The sequence below is a fragment of the Halopseudomonas sabulinigri genome, assembly GCF_900105255.1.
In the GTDB taxonomy this organism is placed as follows: domain Bacteria; phylum Pseudomonadota; class Gammaproteobacteria; order Pseudomonadales; family Pseudomonadaceae; genus Halopseudomonas; species Halopseudomonas sabulinigri.
This window is the reverse complement of the sequence record NZ_LT629763.1, coordinates 3,051,176-3,063,875: the sequence shown is the minus strand read 5'-3', so window position 1 is coordinate 3,063,875 and position 12,700 is coordinate 3,051,176. Positions and strand designations below refer to the sequence as shown.

Genomic DNA, 12,700 nt, shown 5'->3' with positions numbered 1-12,700 from the left:
GGGGTGATGGCCTGACTTGACCTAAAAGAGAACCATTATCATCTTTGCGCCCACAGACTTCAACCGCTCTGCGGCAGCCTGTCGCAGGCCGCCTCGCGTGTCTGTTGCTCCAAATCAATATCTGCACCGCGCCGGATGATTAAAGTCGTCCCTGTTCACTTATCAAGGAGACAGACCATGTCACGCTTTGCCACCCAATTGTCCGCCAGCCTGCTGCTTGCTCCCGCACTTCTGGCGGTGTCGATCACTGCTCAGGCCCACCAGGCCGGCGACATTCTTGTGCGCGCCGGCGCGGTCACCGTCGATCCGCATGAAGACAGCTCCGGTATCAAGAGCGCAGCGCTGGGCGACCTGGGTGGCAGCGCTACCCTGGACAGCGATACCCAGCTGGGTTTGAACTTCGCCTACATGGTGACCGATAACCTGGGCATCGAACTGCTCGCCGCCACCCCCTTCAGCCATGATGTTGGCGTCAGTGGTTCACCGGCCGGGTTGTCTGCGCTGAATGGCAAACTCGGCACCCTGAAGCATTTGCCGCCGACCCTGAGTGCGGTCTGGTACCCAATGCACAACAGCTCGGCCTTCCAGCCGTATCTGGGAGCCGGTATCAATTTCACCTGGTTCTTCGATGAAGAGGTAAGCAGCTCGGCCGAAGCCAAGGGCTTCGATGGTCTGAGCATGGACAACTCATGGGGTCTGGCGGCGCAGGTCGGTGCCGATTACATGCTGACCGACAAACTGATGCTCAACGCCCAGGTGCGCTATATCGACATCGAGACCACCGGCCACACCGAGCTCGCTGGTGTAGGTCGCCTCAAGGTTGATGTTGATGTCGATCCAATGGTCTACATGGTAGGGCTGGGTTACAAGTTCTGATCAGAACCGCACGGGCATCACAGCTCAGTCGGCCAGGGGTTGCAGCAGCTCGCTCAACCCCACCCGCCAGGCCCTGGGCTTGATGCCGAACACATGTAGCAGGCGCCGACCATTCAGGGCGGCATTTTGCGGTTCAAACTGCGCGGCCACTTGCTCGCTGTAGGCCACCGGCTGAATAACCGGCTCCTGCGGCAGCCGCTCCAGCATGCGCAGCTCCTGCCCCAGCCCCATCGCCAGACTGATCCAGCTGGACACCTCGGCGCTACCATAGTGATACACGCCGTAAACCTCCGAGTCGCAGTCCAGCTGTTTGATGGCTGCCAGAATCACCCGCGCCGCATCCTGCACCGGCGTCGGATTGCCACGCCACTCTTCCGCCAGCGCGACCTGCTGACTGGCCTGCAGCTGATTGATCAGGCGCCCCAGCAAGCCATCGCCCGAGGCATCCAGCAACCAGCTGAAGCGCAGCAACAGGTGTCGGCGGCAGCGCTGACGCAACAGGTCATCCAATGCCGCCTGGGTGGCGCCCTGCTCGCCGATGGGGGTCAACTCATCCTTTTCGGTGTAAGCGGTGCCTTTCTCACCATCAAACACCCGGGTATTGGATAGCATGCACAGCAGCAGATCGCGCTGCGCACAGGCTTCGATCAGCCGTTCGCTGAAGGACCGCAACACCTCCAGCTGCTCGCCGCTGGCTTGCACCAACTGAAACTGCTGGTGGTAGTGCGCCAGGTTGACTACGGCATCGGGTGCCAGATCGTCCAGCCAGCCGTCGATCGCCGCGGGCTGGCAAGCTTCGTTGCCACCGACCTGCAAAAAAACAATATCCTCCGCCGCCGCCTGGCTAAGCAGGGACTGTCCCAGCAGTGTTTCCTCTCCCAGCAGCAAAACCCGCATGCGCATGCTTGATTGACCCTTTTATCCCGATATCTGGCTGTGACGCATATTGTGCAGTGTCAATCGTCGCGCGTCACCTGCCGCACCGGTCAGCGTCAGGTATAGGTGATCAGCTCGCGGCGCTCGGGAGCATCCAGATGCGGCACACTGTTAAAGCTGCTCAGGCGCATCGAACGCTGATTGAACACGCAGTGAATCAAGCCGGTATTACGCGTCTGCAGATTCAGCTCGACCATGGTCTTGCTCGGCGCCTCCAGCAATTGGCGCACCAGCATGGCGATAGCCCCACCGGAACTGACCGCCAGTACCCGCTGCCCCTTGTAGTGGCGCATGATGTGCTCACGCGCATGCACAATGCGCTCTTCGAAGTGTGCCCAGGTTTCCGGTAGCTGACCTTCCAGGCGGCCCTCCGACCAGAGCACGATGCCCTGCTTGAGCCGCTTGAAGTAATCCGCCACCACCGGCTTGTCGGGCAACGCCTGATCCGGATGCTGAGCCAGAAACGCGTGCAGCACCGAGTGAAAGTCAAACTCGTTGAGTTCCGGCAGCACCTCGAAGCTCGACTCGGCAATACCCAACCCCTCACAGATACCCTGCGCCGTCTCGCGATGACGCACCATGTCGCCAGTGATCATATGATCAAACTGCAGCCCCTGAGCGCTGAAGTAATCACCCAGCAGACGCGCTTGCTGATGGCCTTTTTCCGAGAGCAGATCGTAATTATCGGAACCAAATGAGGCCTGGCCGTGGCGCACAAAATACACTTCTGACATAGATGAACCCTTCTTGCTTGCTTGCAACCCAGAGGCAACCCGCCCACGTCTGCACACCTGATCGGACCACAGCGCTTTCCACGAGCCATAAAAAAACCCGGCTGACCGGGGAAATTCATCCTAGGTCATGCCGGGTTTTGGCAACAGCTACATTCTAGAACGGAATGTCATCATCAAAGCTGTCGTAATCCGGAGCCGATTGCTGCGGTGCTTGCTGAGGCTGTGCCGCGGGCTGTTGCTGCGGCGCCGGACGCGAGGGCTGCTGACGCGGCGCCATGTTCTGCTCGCCACCGGAGGGACGGCCGTCGAGCAGTTGCATCTGACCACCCATGTCGACTACCACTTCTGTGGTATAGCGCTTGACGCCGTCCTTTTCCCACTCGCGGGTCTGCAGGCGGCCTTCAACATAGAGCTTGGAGCCCTTGCGTGCGTACTCACCCACCACCTCAGCGATACGGCCGAAGAACACCACACGGTGCCACTCGGTGCGCTCTTGTTGCTGGCCAGACTGTTTGTCTTTCCAGCTGTCAGTGGTTGCCAGGGTGACGTTGGCCACCGCGTTGCCGTTGGGCATGTAGCGCACTTCGGGATCACCACCGACATTACCGATCAAAATTACTTTGTTGACGCCTCTGGCCATTCTTCTTCTCCTCTCTGTCTGGGGTGATCAAACGGGTGCAACAACCCGGTCCAGCGCCTCACGATCCAGCTCTTTGGTATCTACTTTCAAATAGGCTGCGGCGTCTTCCGCCACGATGATTGCCTCTGCCACCCCCGGCACGGCCAGCAATCTGGCCGCCAGCGCTGCTTCGTCTACCTGCTCGGCAGACAGCGCCAGACGGTAGCTGGTCACATAAGGCGGTTCGTTCATGGTAACACCAATCAACCACCACGACAGTGCCAAGAGCCCGCAACCGATGAACACGCCAGCCAACCCGAAGTGGCCAAACATCCAGCCGCCCATCACCCCACCAAGGGCGGCGCCGGCAAACTGGCTGGTGGAGTAAACCCCCATCGCCGTGCCCTTGCCGCCAGCCGGGGCAATCTTGCTGAGCAGCGATGGCAGGGTAGCCTCCAGCAGGTTAAACCCGATGAAAAACACCACTATGGTCGCCACCAGCCAGGGCAATGAGTTCATGCTCAGCCAGAACAGCGGTTGCACCAGCACCAGGACCGCCACCGCACCCAGCACGACCCGCTTCATCTGCCGCTGCTTCTCGGCATAGATGATAAAGGGCACCATGCCGAAGAAGGAGATCAGCAGCGCTGCCAGATAAACCCACCAGTGCTCTTCTTTCGGCAGATGCGCGTGCTGCTGCAACGCCAGCGGCACGGCGATAAAGGTAGCCATCAAGATTGCGTGCAGCGAAGCGATACCGTAGTTGAGTCGCAGTAAGTCGGGATTGCGCAGCGCCGGCAGAAAGGCAGCCTTGACAACACCCGCCTCGCGATGACGCAAGGGCGTTTGCGGGGTCGGCACGCAGAAGAACACCAGCAACATACCCACTACCGCCAGCGCACTGGTCGACAGAAACACGCCGTGCAAGCCAGCCAACCCCGCGACCACTGGTCCGGCGACCATCGCCACAGCAAAGGCGCTGCCAATACTCATGCCGATCATGGCCATCGCCTTGGTGCGATTCTGCTCCTGCGTCAGATCAGCCACCAGCGCCATTACAGCGGCAGCGATAGCGCCAGCGCCCTGCAGGATGCGGCCAGCAATGACCTGCTGGATACTGTCAGCCTGCGCCGCCACCAGGCCACCCAGTGCAAACAACAGCAAGCCGAATAGGATCACCGGCTTGCGTCCAATACGGTCGGACAGCATGCCGAAGGGAATCTGCAGGAACGCTTGCGTCAGCCCGTAACAACCGATCGCCATGCCAATCAGCACCGGCGTCGCGCCAGCCAGGCCCTGGCCGTAGGTCGCCAGCACCGGCAACACCATGAACAATCCGAGCATGCGAAAAGCAAACACCAACGCCAGCGAGATGGCTGCGCGGCGCTCCAACGGGCTCATGGAATCGGCCTGATGCATGACTGCTCCAAAAAAAGCGCGATTTTAACACGCTGCCAAGGCAGTGCACGGCATTTGCCGGCGACTTTATGACACACCCGGTTACAGCCTCTAAGGCCCAGGTCTTTTTGCCGCTGCCTTTGCCGCCACCACCCCGAAACCCGTATACTTGGCTGCTTTGCTGGCTGGGGGTAATGGGCTGTGGATACCATCCTGATACGTGGGGCTCGCACCCACAACCTGAAGAACATCGACCTCGATCTGCCGCGCGACAAATTGATCGTTATCACCGGTTTGTCTGGCTCCGGCAAGTCGTCGCTGGCCTTCGACACGCTCTACGCGGAAGGACAGCGCCGCTATGTCGAATCGCTGTCGGCCTACGCCCGGCAGTTTCTGTCGATGATGGAAAAACCGGACGTGGACCACATCGAGGGCCTCTCCCCGGCGATCTCCATCGAGCAGAAATCCACCTCGCATAACCCGCGCTCCACGGTGGGCACCATCACCGAGATCTACGACTACCTGCGCCTGCTGTTTGCGCGTGTCGGCACGCCGATGTGCCCCGATCACAACCTGCCCCTGGCTGCGCAGACCATCAGCCAGATGGTCGATCAAGTGCTGGCGATGCCCGAAGGCAGCAAGCTCATGCTACTGGCACCGGTCATGCGCGAGCGCAAGGGCGAACATCTGGCCCTGATCGACGAACTGCGCGCGCAGGGCTTCGTGCGCGCACGCATCGACGGCCGCATTTATGAGCTGGACGAAGCACCCGCACTCGACAAAAAACGCAAGCACAGCATCGAGGTGGTGGTCGACCGCTTCAAGGTGCGCGAAGACCTGCAACAGCGCCTGGCCGAATCCTTTGAAACCGCCATCGGGTTGGCGGATGGCATCGCCATCATCGCGCCAATGGAAGGCGAAACCGGCGACGAGGTGACCTTCAGCGCGCGCTTCGCGTGCCCGGAATGCGGCCACTCGATCAGCGAACTCGAACCGCGCCTGTTTTCCTTCAACAACCCGGCAGGCGCCTGCCCTGGCTGCGACGGCCTGGGCGTCAAACAGTTCTTTGATCGCAAGCGTCTGGTGAACGGCGAACTGACGCTGGCTGAAGGGGCTATTCGCGGCTGGGATCGGCGCAACGTTTATTACTTCCAGATGCTCAGCTCACTGGCCGAGCACTATGGCATTAACCTGGACCTTGCCTTCGACGACCTGCAGGAACAGCACCGCAAGCTGGTACTGAACGGTACGGGCACAGACAAGGTACCCTTTCGCTATCTGAATGATCGCGGCGATGTGGTCCGGCGCGAGCACCCCTTTGAAGGCATACTGCCCAATCTGGAGCGGCGCTACCGCGAAACCGAATCGCAAAGCGTGCGCGAGGAGCTGGCGAAGTATCTGAGCACTCAACCTTGCCCGGAATGCCACGGCACCCGCCTTCGCCGGGAAGCGCGGCATGTGTTCATTGATGATCGCAACCTGCCCGGCGTCACCACGATGCCGGTTGGCGCCGCCGCCGAGTATTTTGGTCAACTGACCCTGCAGGGTAATCGCGGCGAAATCGCCGAGAAGATTCTCAAGGAAATTCGGGCGCGCCTGATGTTCCTGGTCAACGTCGGCCTGGATTACCTGACCCTCGACCGCAGCGCGGACACCCTCTCCGGCGGTGAAGCGCAGCGTATCCGTCTCGCGAGCCAAATTGGCGCGGGCCTGGTAGGCGTCATGTACATTTTGGATGAGCCTTCCATCGGCTTGCATCAGCGCGACAACGAGCGCCTGCTGAAAACCCTCATCCACCTGCGTGAACTGGGTAACACGGTGATCGTCGTGGAACACGATGAGGATGCAATCCGGCTGGCCGATTACGTGGTCGATATCGGCCCAGGTGCGGGGGTGCATGGCGGCCAGATCGTTGCCAAGGGCACTCCCGACGAGGTGATGAACAACCCCGATTCGCTGACCGGCAAGTACCTCTCCGGGCGGGTCAAGATCCCGGTGCCCGCCAAGCGTACCCCACTGCGCAAGGATCAGTGGCTGAAACTCAAAGGCGCCTGCGGCAACAATCTGCAGAAGGTCGATCTGGAAATACCGGTGGGCTTGCTTACCTGCGTCACCGGTGTTTCCGGCTCCGGCAAGTCTACCCTGATCAATAACACCCTGTTCCCGCTAGCGGCCACCGCCCTGAACGGTGCCACGACACTCGACGCGGCGCCTCACGATAGCTTTGATGGCCTGCAGCATCTGGACAAGGTCGTGGATATCGACCAAAGCCCGATTGGTCGCACGCCACGTTCCAATCCTGCCACCTACACCGGCCTGTTCACGCCGATACGCGAGCTGTTTGCCGGCACCCAGGAGGCACGCTCACGCGGCTATAAAGCCGGTCGCTTCTCCTTTAACGTTAAAGGCGGGCGCTGCGAGGCCTGTCAGGGCGACGGCCTGATCAAGGTTGAGATGCACTTCCTGCCGGATATCTATGTGCCCTGCGACGTCTGCAAGAGCAAACGCTATAACCGCGAGACACTGGAGATCAAGTACAAGGGCAAGAACGTCCACGAGGTGCTGGAAATGACCATCGAGGAAGCACGTGAGTTCTTCGAGGCAGTACCGGCGCTAGCGCGTAAGCTGCAAACCCTGATCGACGTCGGCCTGACCTATATTCGCCTGGGTCAGTCAGCAACCACGCTGTCTGGCGGGGAAGCACAGCGCGTCAAGCTGGCTCGCGAGCTGTCCAAGCGCGATACTGGTAAAACGCTGTACATCCTTGACGAGCCGACTACCGGCTTGCACTTCGCCGACATTCAACAGCTGCTCGACGTACTGCACCGCCTGCGCGATCACGGCAATACCGTAGTGGTGATCGAACACAATCTCGACGTCATAAAGACGGCAGACTGGCTCGTGGATCTGGGACCGGAAGGCGGCTCCAAGGGCGGTCAGATTATCGCTACGGGCACGCCGGAGCAGGTGGCGGGCATGGAGGTTTCGCACACCGGCCGGTTCCTTGGCCCTCTGCTGGAGCGCGATCGGGACTGAAACCCACTGCTGCCCTCACCCACAAAAACAAAGGCCCTGTGTAAACAGGGCCTTTTGCTATCCACACCTTAACAACACCGGACGGAAAACACCCTAGGCCCAGCACGACTACGCGAAATATCGGAGGGTCTGCGATCTGCAGACACAAAAAAACCGGCCAATGAGCCGGTTTTTTTGAATTGCTTACTGCTTACTCGTCAGCTGTTGCCAGCTCGGGACGATCAACCAGCTCAACGTACGCCATGGGTGCTGCGTCGCCAGCGCGGAAACCGCACTTGAGGATACGCACATAACCACCCGGACGGGTTGCATAACGCTTGCCCAGATCGTTGAACAGCTTGCCGACCGCTTCCTTGCTGCGGGTGCGGTCGAAAGCCAGACGACGGTTGGCAACAGTATCTTCCTTGGCCAGGGTGATCAGCGGCTCGGCAACGCGGCGCAGTTCCTTGGCTTTTGGCAGAGTAGTTTTGATCAGTTCATTTTCGAACAGCGACACAGCCATGTTCTGGAACATAGCCTTACGGTGTGCGCTGGTCCGACTCAGGTGACGACCACTTTTACGATGACGCATCTCTCAATTCCTCGGTGTCGAGACGATCAGGCCGAAACCTTATCGTCCTTCTTCAAGCTTGCAGGCGGCCAGTTGTCCAAACGCATACCCAGAGACAGACCACGAGAGGCGAGAACGTCCTTGATTTCAGTCAGGGATTTCTTGCCCAGGTTCGGGGTCTTCAGCAGCTCAACTTCGGTACGCTGGATCAGATCGCCAATATAGTAAATGTTTTCAGCCTTCAGGCAGTTGGCCGAACGGACAGTCAGCTCAAGATCGTCCACCGGACGCAGCAGGATAGGATCGATTTCATCTTCCTGTTGCTCTACCACCGGCTCCTGATCGCCTTTCAGATCAACAAAGGCAGCCAGTTGCTGTTGCAGGATAGTCGCGGCACGACGGATGGCCTCTTCAGGGTCCAGGGTACCGTTGGTCTCCAGATCAATAACCAGCTTGTCCAGGTTGGTACGCTGCTCTACACGAGCGCTTTCAACTACGTACGCGACACGGCGAACCGGCGTGTAGGTAGCATCCAGCTGCAGACGACCAATCGAGCGGCTCTCGTCTTCGTCAGACTGGCGCGCATCGGACGGCTCGTAGCCACGGCCACGAGCAACAGTCAGCTTCATGTTCAGCTCACCGTTATCGGACAGCGTCGCGATAGCGTGCTCCGGATTAACGATCTCTACATCATGATCCAGCTGGATGTCAGCGGCAGTCACCACGCCAGGGCCTTTCTTGGAAAGGCTCAGAGTGACGTGATCACGACCGTGCATGTTGATCGCCAACCCTTTCAGGTTGAGCAGGATCTCGATGACATCTTCCTGAACGCCCTCGATGGCGCTGTACTCATGCAAAACGCCGTCGATTTCCGCCTCTACCACGGCACAGCCGGGCATGGAGGAGAGCAAAATGCGGCGAAGCGCATTGCCCAGGGTATGACCGAAACCACGCTCCAGCGGCTCAAGAGTGATCTTGGCGCGCATGGGCGAAGTTTCCTGTACGTCGATGTGACGTGGTGTTAGAAACTCGGTAACCGAACTCTGCATGGGGGCACCTTTTGCTGTCTGTCGCTTACTTGGAGTAAAGCTCGACGATCAAGTTTTCGTTGATGTCAGCGTACAAATCACTCCGTGAGGGCAGGCTCTTGAACACGCCTTCTTTCTTGGCAGAGTCCACTTCAACCCACTCAGCCATACCGCGCTGAGCCGCCTGCTCCAGTGCACTGTTGATGCGCAGCTGGTTCTTCGACTTTTCACGGACAGCGACCACATCGCCTGGGGCTACCAGGTAAGATGCAATGTTGACTGTTTTGCCGTTAACGCTGATGGACTTGTGCGATACCAGCTGACGCGCTTCAGCGCGAGTGGCACCAAAACCCATGCGGTATACAACGTTGTCCAGACGACGCTCGAGCAGTTGCAGCAGGTTCTCGCCGGTAGCACCCTTCAGACGGGCAGCTTCCTTGTAATAGTTGCTGAATTGACGCTCAAGAACGCCATACATGCGACGTACTTTTTGCTTCTCACGCAGTTGAGTGCCGTACTCGGACAAACGACCACGACGCTGACCATGGACGCCCGGAGGGCTTTCCAGGTTGCACTTGGAGTCAAGAGCTCGCACGCCGCTCTTGAGGAACAGATCAGTGCCTTCGCGACGAGACAGCTTACACTTCGGACCAATATATCTAGCCATTATACCGTCTCCTGATTAAACGCGACGCTTCTTGGGCGGGCGGCAGCCGTTGTGTGGGATAGGGGTGACATCAGTGATGCTGCTGATCTTGTAACCACAAGAGTTCAGTGCACGAACAGCTGATTCACGACCCGGGCCAGGGCCCTTCACACAAACGTCGAGATTTTTCAAACCATAATCCAGAGCTGCGTTACCGGCACGCTCGGCTGCAACCTGGGCTGCAAACGGGGTGCTTTTACGCGAACCACGGAAACCAGAACCACCAGAGGTAGCCCAGCTCAGGGCGTTGCCCTGACGGTCAGTAATGGTAATGATGGTGTTATTGAAAGACGCATGGATGTGGGCGATCCCATCAACCACTGTCTTTTTTACTTTTTTACGAACACGAGCAGCAGGCTTAGCCATATCTGTATATTCCTTCGCAATTACTTACGGATCGGCTTGCGCGGACCCTTACGGGTGCGAGCATTGGTCTTGGTGCGCTGACCGCGGACCGGAAGGCCACGACGGTGACGCAGACCGCGATAGCAGCCAAGATCCATGAGGCGCTTGACGTTCATATTGATCGTCCGGCGCAAGTCACCTTCAGTCGTGCTCTTGGCAACTTCATTGCGCAGAGTATCAATCTGCTCTTCGCTCAGATCCTTGATTTTCGCATCTGGCGCAATGCCAGTGGACGCACAGATCTGCTGTGCTTTGGTCTGACCAATACCAAAAATATAGGTCAGAGAGATAACAGTATGTTTGTTATCCGGGATGTTGACGCCTGCAATACGGGCCATCCAATTTACTCCGTCTGACAGCTACCTGACTCAACCCACAACAATGAAGGTTGCTCGAAAAAGGGTGCAGTAGGGTAGCGCTAACAAAAACAAAATTCAACCACCCAGCCAAATTAATGGCCGGGTGGCGGTTATCCTGAGACGTAGTCTTAAATCAGAACCGGGGAATTAACCCTGGCGCTGCTTATGACGGGGCTCAGCGCTGCAAATCACACGTACGCAACCGTTGCGACGGATGACCTTGCAGTTACGGCAAAGCTTCTTTACTGATGCTGCAACTTTCATAGCCGACTCCTGAAACCTGAATACTCAGCGGACCATGCCGCTGCCGTAGCCTTTCAGGTTTGATTTCTTCAAAAGAGACTCGTACTGCTGAGAAACGAGGTGCGATTGTACTTGTGACATGAAGTCCATAACAACCACTACAACGATCAACAGCGAGGTCCCACCCAAATAGAAGGGCACATTAGCCGATACCACCAGAAACTGCGGCAACAGGCAGACAGCCGTCATATACAGGGCACCGAACAGAGTAAGACGAGTCAGCACGCTGTCAATGTAGCGGGCAGACTGCTCACCTGGGCGAATACCCGGGATAAATGCACCTGACTTCTTGAGGTTTTCCGCTACATCCTTCGGATTGAACATCAGCGCTGTATAGAAGAAGCAGAAGAAAATGATCCCTGCACTAAACAGAATGATGTTCAGCGGCTTACCCGGCCCAATAGCTTGCGTCACAGTCTGCAGCCACTCCATATTGTCGCCCTGGGCGAACCAGGTACCCAGCGAGGCCGGGAACAACAGGATACTGCTGGCAAAGATCGCCGGAATCACACCCGCCATGTTGACCTTGAGAGGCAAATGGCTGGTTTGAGCGGCAAATACCTTGCGACCTTGCTGACGCTTCGCGTAATTGACCGTAATTCTGCGCTGGCCACGCTCAACGAAAACGATGAACGCGATCATGGCGATAGCCACAAGGCCAACACCAATCAGCGCGAAAATGTTGATGGTGCCAAGACGCGCACCTTCAAAGGACTGCCCAATAGCGCTGGGCAACCCGGCAACAATGCCGGCAAAGATCAACATGGAAATGCCGTTGCCGACACCTCGCTCGGTGATCTGTTCGCCGAGCCACATCATGAACATGGCGCCCGACACAAAAGTGGTGACAGCAATAAAGTAAAAGCTGAAACCGGTGTCGAAAGCGACGCCCTGACTGGCCAGGCCAACCGACATGCCGATGGCTTGGATAAACGCCAGTACCAACGTCAGATAACGCGTGTACTGACTGATTTTCCGGCGACCGGACTCCCCTTCCTTCTTCAACTGCTCCAGCGACGGGCTCACCGCCGTCATCAGCTGCATGATGATCGATGCAGAGATGTACGGCATGATGCCCAGAGCGAAGATACTCATCCGCTCCAGGGCACCGCCGGAAAACATGTTGAACAGACTAAGGATCGTCTCTTCATTCTGTTTGAACAGATCAGCCAGACGATCAGGGTTTATCCCGGGAACCGGAATATGCGCCCCGATACGGTAAACGATGATCGCGAGGAACAGAAAGCGCAGGCGCCCCCAGAGTTCACTCAAGCCACCTTGATTCATTCCAGAAAGAGCGCCTTGCTTAGCCATTTATTCCTCGATCTTGCCGCCAGCTGCTTCGATCGCTGCACGCGCACCTTTGGTCAGCGCCAGGCCTTTGACAGTAACCGCTTTGGTCACGTCGCCAGACAGCACGATCTTGGCACGTACAAACTTGTTGCCGATGATGTTGGCATCTTTCAACGCTTGCAGGTCAATGACCGCAGCATCAACACCATTCAGCTCGCTGGTGCGAACTTCAGCGGTCACCATTGCCAGTTTGGAGGTGAAACCAAACTTGGGCAGACGACGATGCAAAGGCTGCTGACCACCCTCGAAACCGGGGGCTACAGAGCCACCGGAACGAGAAGTCAGACCCTTGTGACCACGGCCAGCAGTCTTACCCAGACCACTACCGATACCACGACCAACGCGCAGCTTTTCACGGCGTGCACCTGGCGCAGAACGCAGATCATTCAATTTCATG

The 12,700-nt window shown here is 57.9% G+C and carries 14 protein-coding genes; 2 read left to right on the top strand and 12 right to left on the bottom strand.

Going from position 1 to position 12,700, the window contains the following annotated elements:
• Positions 1-177 precede the first annotated feature (177 nt).
• Positions 178-876, top strand: a complete 699-nt coding sequence (locus BLU26_RS13960) for an OmpW/AlkL family protein (protein WP_092287496.1) — start codon at positions 178-180, stop codon at positions 874-876.
• Between the two features lie 24 nt (positions 877-900).
• Here BLU26_RS13960 and BLU26_RS13955 read toward each other — a convergent pair whose 3' ends face one another.
• From BLU26_RS13955 to BLU26_RS13940, 4 genes are all read right to left on the bottom strand, one after another.
• On the bottom strand, positions 901-1,779 hold the full coding sequence (locus tag BLU26_RS13955) for a sugar nucleotide-binding protein (RefSeq protein ID WP_092287495.1): 879 nt from the start codon (positions 1,777-1,779) through the stop codon (positions 901-903).
• An 89-nt stretch (positions 1,780-1,868) separates the two neighbouring features.
• Positions 1,869-2,546: a histidine phosphatase family protein gene (locus BLU26_RS13950; RefSeq protein ID WP_092287494.1), complete on the bottom strand. Its 678-nt coding sequence runs from the start codon at positions 2,544-2,546 to the stop codon at positions 1,869-1,871.
• 154 nt (positions 2,547-2,700) lie between these two features.
• The gene (ssb, locus tag BLU26_RS13945; RefSeq protein WP_092287493.1) at positions 2,701-3,186 is read right to left on the bottom strand and encodes a single-stranded DNA-binding protein; all 486 of its coding nucleotides are present in this window, start codon (positions 3,184-3,186) and stop codon (positions 2,701-2,703) included.
• A 27-nt stretch (positions 3,187-3,213) separates the two neighbouring features.
• Positions 3,214-4,584: an MFS transporter gene (locus BLU26_RS13940; RefSeq protein WP_092287492.1), complete on the bottom strand. Its 1,371-nt coding sequence runs from the start codon at positions 4,582-4,584 to the stop codon at positions 3,214-3,216.
• A 180-nt stretch (positions 4,585-4,764) separates the two neighbouring features.
• Between BLU26_RS13940 and uvrA the strand changes: the two genes are divergently transcribed.
• Positions 4,765-7,599: an excinuclease ABC subunit UvrA gene (gene uvrA / locus BLU26_RS13935; protein ID WP_092287491.1), complete on the top strand. Its 2,835-nt coding sequence runs from the start codon at positions 4,765-4,767 to the stop codon at positions 7,597-7,599.
• A 190-nt stretch (positions 7,600-7,789) separates the two neighbouring features.
• Here the strand turns inward: uvrA and rplQ are convergent, their stop codons facing one another.
• The 8 genes from rplQ to rplO all read right to left on the bottom strand — a co-directional run bounded on the left by rplQ (position 7,790) and on the right by rplO (position 12,699).
• The gene (gene rplQ / locus BLU26_RS13930) at positions 7,790-8,170 is read right to left on the bottom strand and encodes a 50S ribosomal protein L17 (RefSeq protein WP_092287490.1); all 381 of its coding nucleotides are present in this window, start codon (positions 8,168-8,170) and stop codon (positions 7,790-7,792) included.
• A gap of 26 nt (positions 8,171-8,196) precedes the next feature.
• Positions 8,197-9,198, bottom strand: coding sequence for a DNA-directed RNA polymerase subunit alpha (locus tag BLU26_RS13925; RefSeq protein ID WP_092287489.1), 1,002 nt, complete (start codon positions 9,196-9,198; stop codon positions 8,197-8,199).
• A 25-nt stretch (positions 9,199-9,223) separates the two neighbouring features.
• A complete protein-coding gene (gene rpsD / locus BLU26_RS13920) occupies positions 9,224-9,844 on the bottom strand; it encodes a 30S ribosomal protein S4 (RefSeq protein WP_092287488.1) in 621 nt (206 codons plus the stop codon).
• Positions 9,845-9,859: 15 nt separating this feature from the next.
• Positions 9,860-10,249, bottom strand: a complete 390-nt coding sequence (gene rpsK / locus BLU26_RS13915; RefSeq protein WP_092287487.1) for a 30S ribosomal protein S11 — start codon at positions 10,247-10,249, stop codon at positions 9,860-9,862.
• Between the two features lie 20 nt (positions 10,250-10,269).
• Complete coding sequence (gene rpsM, locus BLU26_RS13910) at positions 10,270-10,626, bottom strand: 30S ribosomal protein S13 (protein WP_092287486.1); 357 nt, start codon at positions 10,624-10,626, stop codon at positions 10,270-10,272.
• A gap of 168 nt (positions 10,627-10,794) precedes the next feature.
• Positions 10,795-10,911: a 50S ribosomal protein L36 gene (gene rpmJ, locus BLU26_RS13905; RefSeq protein WP_088277373.1), complete on the bottom strand. Its 117-nt coding sequence runs from the start codon at positions 10,909-10,911 to the stop codon at positions 10,795-10,797.
• Positions 10,912-10,935: 24 nt separating this feature from the next.
• Complete coding sequence (gene secY / locus BLU26_RS13900; RefSeq protein ID WP_092287485.1) at positions 10,936-12,264, bottom strand: preprotein translocase subunit SecY; 1,329 nt, start codon at positions 12,262-12,264, stop codon at positions 10,936-10,938.
• A complete protein-coding gene (rplO, locus tag BLU26_RS13895; RefSeq protein ID WP_092287484.1) occupies positions 12,265-12,699 on the bottom strand; it encodes a 50S ribosomal protein L15 in 435 nt (144 codons plus the stop codon).
• Position 12,700: the final 1 nt, after the last annotated feature.

Coding starts and splice junctions, on each gene's coding strand:
- BLU26_RS13960 (WP_092287496.1), top strand. CDS start 178: ATGTCACGCTTTGCCACCCAATTGTCCGCCAGCCTGCTGCTTGCTCCC.
- BLU26_RS13955 (WP_092287495.1), bottom strand. CDS start 1,779: ATGCGCATGCGGGTTTTGCTGCTGGGAGAGGAAACACTGCTGGGACAG.
- BLU26_RS13950 (WP_092287494.1), bottom strand. CDS start 2,546: ATGTCAGAAGTGTATTTTGTGCGCCACGGCCAGGCCTCATTTGGTTCC.
- ssb (WP_092287493.1), bottom strand. CDS start 3,186: ATGGCCAGAGGCGTCAACAAAGTAATTTTGATCGGTAATGTCGGTGGT.
- BLU26_RS13940 (WP_092287492.1), bottom strand. CDS start 4,584: ATGCATCAGGCCGATTCCATGAGCCCGTTGGAGCGCCGCGCAGCCATC.
- rplQ (WP_092287490.1), bottom strand. CDS start 8,170: ATGCGTCATCGTAAAAGTGGTCGTCACCTGAGTCGGACCAGCGCACAC.
- BLU26_RS13925 (WP_092287489.1), bottom strand. CDS start 9,198: ATGCAGAGTTCGGTTACCGAGTTTCTAACACCACGTCACATCGACGTA.
- rpsD (WP_092287488.1), bottom strand. CDS start 9,844: ATGGCTAGATATATTGGTCCGAAGTGTAAGCTGTCTCGTCGCGAAGGC.
- rpsK (WP_092287487.1), bottom strand. CDS start 10,249: ATGGCTAAGCCTGCTGCTCGTGTTCGTAAAAAAGTAAAAAAGACAGTG.
- rpsM (WP_092287486.1), bottom strand. CDS start 10,626: ATGGCCCGTATTGCAGGCGTCAACATCCCGGATAACAAACATACTGTT.
- rpmJ (WP_088277373.1), bottom strand. CDS start 10,911: ATGAAAGTTGCAGCATCAGTAAAGAAGCTTTGCCGTAACTGCAAGGTC.
- secY (WP_092287485.1), bottom strand. CDS start 12,264: ATGGCTAAGCAAGGCGCTCTTTCTGGAATGAATCAAGGTGGCTTGAGT.
- rplO (WP_092287484.1), bottom strand. CDS start 12,699: ATGAAATTGAATGATCTGCGTTCTGCGCCAGGTGCACGCCGTGAAAAG.